The 4,858-nt window shown below is 53.1% G+C and carries 1 protein-coding gene; it reads right to left on the minus strand.

Annotation, left to right across the window (positions count from 1 at the left end; translation table 11 throughout):
- The coding region (locus R7040_RS24170; protein WP_318097235.1) for a tandem-95 repeat protein at positions 1-4,858 on the minus strand (4,858 nt) is incomplete at both ends.

A 4,858-nucleotide genomic window follows, 5' to 3' on the forward strand; every position in this document is an offset into this window, starting at 1 on the left:
TATCACCATCAATATCGGTGTCGTTTGGCAGGACATCAATCGTCACTGGCGTGTCTTCGTCAGTAACGGCGTTGTCATTGGTCGCCACTGGCGCGTCATTCACTGGCGTGACATCGATGTTCACCGTGGTGGACTCCGATACCCCACCGGAGGTAACGATGTAGGTAAAGCTGTCTGCACCGTGGTAGTTGTCGTTTGGCGTGTAAGTGACGCTGCCATCCGGGTTGACCGAGACCGTGCCGTTCGCTGGACCGTAATTGCTATCCAGCGACACCACTTTGTCATTGCCTTCGAACGTGTCGTTATCTAAGACCTTGATGATGGTTGGCGTGTCTTCCACGACCGTCGCTTTGTCTGCCACGATGTCCGCCACAGGCGCCACTGTGAAGTTCACCGTTTGGCTTACGCTTTCGCCGCTTGGATCGGTAGCCGTAAACGTTAACGCTTCTGAGCCGTTCCAGTCTGCGGTTGGAGTGAACGTAGCAATACCATTGACGATCGCCACTTGAATGTTGCTATTACCAGAAACGCTGAAGCTCAGCTCGCCATCAACATTATCCACATCGCTGAAAGCGGTATTCAGATTGATGCTGTATGGCGTAAAGTCTTCTGCTAAGGTTTGATCTGCGATGTTGCTCTCAACCACAGGCGCGTCGTTCACCGCATTCACGGTGACGTTAACCGTCGCTTGGTCAGTCAGCGCACCATCCGTGACGGTGTAAGTGATTTCAGCGTCACCATGGAAGTTCTCAGCTGGCGTGAACACCAGTTTGCCATCAACAATTTCAACTGTCCCTTGGTCACTCGGCACAGATGCCGAGTCAATACGTAATGCATCACCATCGATGTCAGTATCGTTTGGCAGAACATCAATCGTCACTGGTGTATCTTCGTCAGTAACGGCATTGTCATTGGTCGCCACTGGCGCGTCATTCACTGGTGTGACATCGACGTTCACCGTGGTGGACTCCGATACCCCACCGGACGTGACGATGTAGGTGAAGCTGTCTGTACCGTGGAAGTTGTCGTTTGGCGTGTAAGTGACGCTGCCGTCCGGGTTGACCGAGACCGTGCCGTTCGCTGGACCGTTATTGGTATCTAGCGACACCACTTTGTCGTCGCCTTCGAACGTGTCGTTCTCTAAGACCTTGATGATGGTTGGCGTGTCTTCCACAACCGTCGCTTTATCTGCCACGATGTCCGCCACAGGCGCTACTGTGAAGTTCACCGTTTGGCTAACGCTTTCACCGCTTGGATCGGTGGCCGTAAAGGTCAATGCTTCTGAGCCGTTCCAGTCTGCGGTTGGAGTGAACGTAGCAATGCCATTGACGATCGCCACTTGAATGTTGCTGTTGCCAGAAACGCTGAAGGTCAGATCGCCATCCACGTTATCTACATCGCTGAAAGCGGTATTTAGATCGATGCTGTATGGCGTAAAGTCTTCCGCCAAGGCTTGGTCTGCAATGCTGCTTTCAACCACAGGCGCGTCGTTCACCGCATTCACGGTGACGTTGACCGTGGCTTGGTCAGTCAGCGCACCATCGGTGACGGTGTAAGTGATTTCAGCGTCGCCATGGAAGTTCTCAGCCGGTGTGAAGACCAGTTTGCCGTCAACAATTTCAACTGTACCTTGGTCACTCGGCACAGACGCCGAATCAATGCTTAACGTATCACCATCGATGTCAGTATCGTTTGGTAGGACATCAATCGTCACTGGCGTGTCTTCGTCAGTGACAGCGGTATCATCTTTTGCCACTGGCGCGTCATTCACTGGCGTCACATCGACGTTCACCGTGGTGAATTCCGATACCCCACCTGAGGTAACGATGTACGTGAAGCTGTCTGTACCGTGGAAGTTGTCGTTTGGCGTGTAAGTGACGCTGCCGTCCGGATTGACCGAGACCGTGCCGTTGGCTGGACCGTTATTGCTATCGAGCGACACCACTTTGTCGTCGCCTTCGAACGTGTCGTTACCTAAAACCTTGATGATGGTTGGTGTGTCTTCCACAACCGTCGCGCGGTCAGATTCAATATCTGCCACAGGCGCCACTGTGAAGTTCACCGTTTGGCTAACGCTTTCACCGCTTGGATCGGTGGCGGTAAAGGTCAATGCTTCTGAGCCGTTCCAGTCTGCGGTTGGAGTGAACGTAGCAATCCCATTGACGATCGCCACTTGAATGTTGCTGTTGCCAGCAACGCTGAAGCTCAGATCGCCATCCACGTTATCCACATCGCTGAAAGCGGTATTTAGATCGATGCTGTATGGCGTAAAATCTTCCGCCAAGGTTTGGTCTGCAATGTTGCTTTCAACCACAGGCGTGTCGTTCACCGCATTCACGGTGACGTTGACCGTTGCTTGGTCAGTCAGTGCACCATCAGTCACGGTGTAAGTGATTTCAGCGTCACCATGGAAGTTCTCAGCCGGTGTGAAGACCAGTTTGCCATCAACGATCTCAACTGTACCTTGTGTTTCAGGTACGGAAGCCGATTCAATCGACAGCTTATCGCCATCGATGTCAGTGTCGTTTGGCAGAGCATCAATCGTGACAGCGGTATCTTCTTGTGTTGTTGCCGCGTCATCTTTTGCCACTGGCGCATCGTTCACTGGCGTCACATCGACGTTCACCGTGGTGGACTCTGATACCCCACCTGAGGTGACGATGTAGGTGAAGCTGTCTGTGCCGTGGAAGTTGTCGTTTGGCGTGTAAGTCACGCTGCCGTCCGGGTTGACCGAGACCGTGCCGTTAGCTGGACCGTTATTGGTATCCAACGACACCACTTTGTCGCTGCCTTCGAACGTGTCGTTACCTAAGACCTTGATGATGGTCGACGTGTCTTCCACAACCGTCGCTTTGTCTGCCACGATGTCCGCCACAGGGGCTACCGTGAAGTTCACCGTTTGGCTAACGCTTTCGCCGCTTGGATCGGTGGCCGTAAAGGTCAGCGCTTCTGAGCCGTTCCAGTCCGCGGTTGGAGTGAACGTAGCAATACCGTTGACGATCGCCACTTGAATGTTGCTGTTGCCAGCAACGCTGAAGCTCAGATCGCCATCCACGTTATCCACATCGCTGAAAGCGGTATTTAGATCGATGCTGTATGGCGTAAAATCTTCCGCCAAGGTTTGGTCTGCAATGTTGCTTTCAACCACAGGCGTGTCGTTCACCGCATTCACGGTGACGTTGACCGTCGCTTGGTCAGTCAGCGAACCATCGGTGACGGTGTAAGTGATTTCAGCATCGCCATGGAAGTTCTCGGCCGGTGTGAACACCAACTTGCCGTCAACAATCTCGACTGTGCCTTGCGCTTCAGGTACGGACGCTGATTGGATAGACAGCGTATCGCCATCAATGTCAGTATCGTTTGGCAGAACATCAATCGTCACTGGCGTGTCTTCGTCAGTAACAGCGGTATCATCTTTTGCCACTGGCGCGTCGTTCACCGGTGTCACATCGACGTTCACCGTGGTGGACTCCGATACCCCACCTGACGTAACGATGTAGGTAAAGCTGTCTGTCCCGTGGTAGTTGTCGTTTGGCGTGTAGGTTACGCTGCCATCCGGGTTGACCGAGACCGTGCCGTTGGCTGGACCGTGATTGGTATCCAGCGACACCGCTTTGTCGTCGCCTTCGAACGTGTCGTTACCTAAAACCTTAATGATGGTTGGTGTGTCTTCCACAACCGTCGCGCGGTCAGATTCAATATCTGCCACAGGCGCAACTGTGAAGTTCACCGTTTGGCTAACGCTTTCGCCGCTTGGGTCGGTAGCCGTAAAGGTCAACGCTTCTGAGCCGTTCCAGTCTGCGGTTGGAGTGAACGTAGCAATACCATTGACGATTGCCACTTGAATGTTGCTATTACCAGAGACATTAAACGTTAACTCACCATCGGCGTTATCCACATCGCTGAAGGCGGTATTCAGATCGATGCTGTATGGCGTAAAGTCTTCTGCCAAGGTTTGGTCTGCGAGGTTGCTTTCAACCACAGGTGTGTCGTTCACCGCATTCACGGTGACGTTAACCGTTGCTTGGTCGGTCAGCGAACCATCCGTAACGGTGTAAGTGATTTCGGCGTCACCATGGAAGTTCTCAGCCGGTGTAAAGACCAGTTTGCCGTCAACAATTTCAACTGTCCCTTGGTCACTCGGCACAGACGCCGATTGGATAGACAGCGTATCGCCATCAATATCGGTGTCGTTTGGCAGGACATCAATCGTCACTGGCGTATCTTCATCAGTAATCGCCGTGTCATTGGTCGCCACTGGCGCATCGTTCACTGGCGTCACATCGACGTTCACCGTGGTGGACTCCGATACCCCGCCCGATGTAACGATGTACGTGAAGCTGTCTGCCCCGTGGTAGTTGTCGTTTGGCGTGTAAGTGACGCTGCCGTCCGGGTTGACCGAGACCGTGCCGTTGGCTGGACCGTGATTGGTATCCAGCGACACCACTTTGTCGTCGCCTTCAAACGTGTCGTTACCTAAGACCTTAATGATGGTCGGCGTGTCTTCCACAACCGTCGCTTTATCTGCCACGATGTCCGCCACAGGGGCAACTGTGAAGTTCACCGTTTGGCTAACGCTTTCGCCGCTTGGGTCGGTAGCCGTAAAGGTCAACGCTTCTGAGCCGTTCCAGTCTGCGGTTGGAGTGAACGTAGCAATACCATTGACGATTGCCACTTGAATGTTGCTATTACCAGAGACATTAAACGTTAACTCACCATCGGCGTTATCCACATCACTGAAAGCGGTATTTAGATCGATGCTGTATGGGGTGAAGTCTTCTGCCAAGGTTTGGTCTGCAATGCTGCTTTCAACCACAGGCGTGTCGTTCACCGCATTCACGGTGACGTTGACCGTCGC

The sequence above is a fragment of the Vibrio sp. 1069 genome (genome assembly GCF_033340555.1).